The organism is Acinetobacter sp. 228 (genome assembly GCF_048147885.1).
Map to the genome: position 1 here is coordinate 1 of NZ_JAYWYV010000632.1, position 1013 is coordinate 1013.

Genomic DNA, 1013 nt, shown 5'->3' on the forward strand with positions numbered 1-1013 from the left:
GCCATGATACAAAGCCCTCTATTCAAACCCATGAAATTTACTGAAGACCCAGCTGTGATTAAACAATGGGCGCCTTTAGTCATGACCGAACGTGATCCAACTCAAAAAGTTGCAGCGACTCGTATGGAAGTTGGTTCTGACGTGAACTATGGTTCAATCACTAAACAATTAGTGAATCACTTAAACCAAAACCCTAACTTCAAATTACAGACTTCAACTGAAGTGACTGGCATCAGCCAAAATGATGACAAAACTTGGACGGTGTCTTTCAAAAATTTGAAAACTGGTAAAACAGACCACGTTAAAACGCGCTTTGTATTTATCGGTGCAGGTGGTGCCGCGGTTAAATTATTGCAACTTACTGGTTTACCAGAAGCGAAACAATATGCTGGCTTCCCTGTAGGTGGTGAGTTCTTAATTACTGACAACCCAATGTCTGTACCACATATTGATACACGTTATATCGACGGTAAAAAATATGTATTGTTTGGACCATTTGCAACGTATTCAAACAAGTTCCTGAAAAATGGTTCTCAGCTTGACTTGCTTGCATCTACCAACAAAAGCAATGTTTTACCAATGACCACTGTTGGCTTGGAAAACCTTGATCTTGTTAAATACTTGGTGAGCCAAGTGATGATGTCAGATGAAGACCGTCTCAATGAACTTCGTAAATACTACCCAGATGCGAAAGCTGAAGACTGGCGTTTAAGCCAAGGTGGTCAACGTGTTCAGATCATCAAAAAAGAACCGGGTAAACCTGCAACGCTTCAATTCGGTACAGAAATCTTTGCGTCTAAAGACGGTGCTGTAACTGCATTGTTAGGTGCGTCTCCGGGTGCTTCGACTTCTCCATACATCATGCTTAACTTGCTTGAAAAAGCTTTCCCTCAGCAAACTGAAGGTAAGTGGAACCAGAAGCTTCATGAAATTGTGGTTTCTTATAAACAAGACTTAAGCAAAGACCCTGTGTTACTCGACAAAGTTCGTCAGTACACAAGCTCTACACTTGG

1 protein-coding gene is annotated in these 1013 nt (G+C 41.3%); it reads left to right on the forward strand.

The window, feature by feature from the left end; translation table 11 throughout:
• The coding region (locus VXQ92_RS21435; RefSeq protein ID WP_416683112.1) for a malate:quinone oxidoreductase at positions 1 to 1013 on the forward strand (1013 nt) is incomplete at both ends.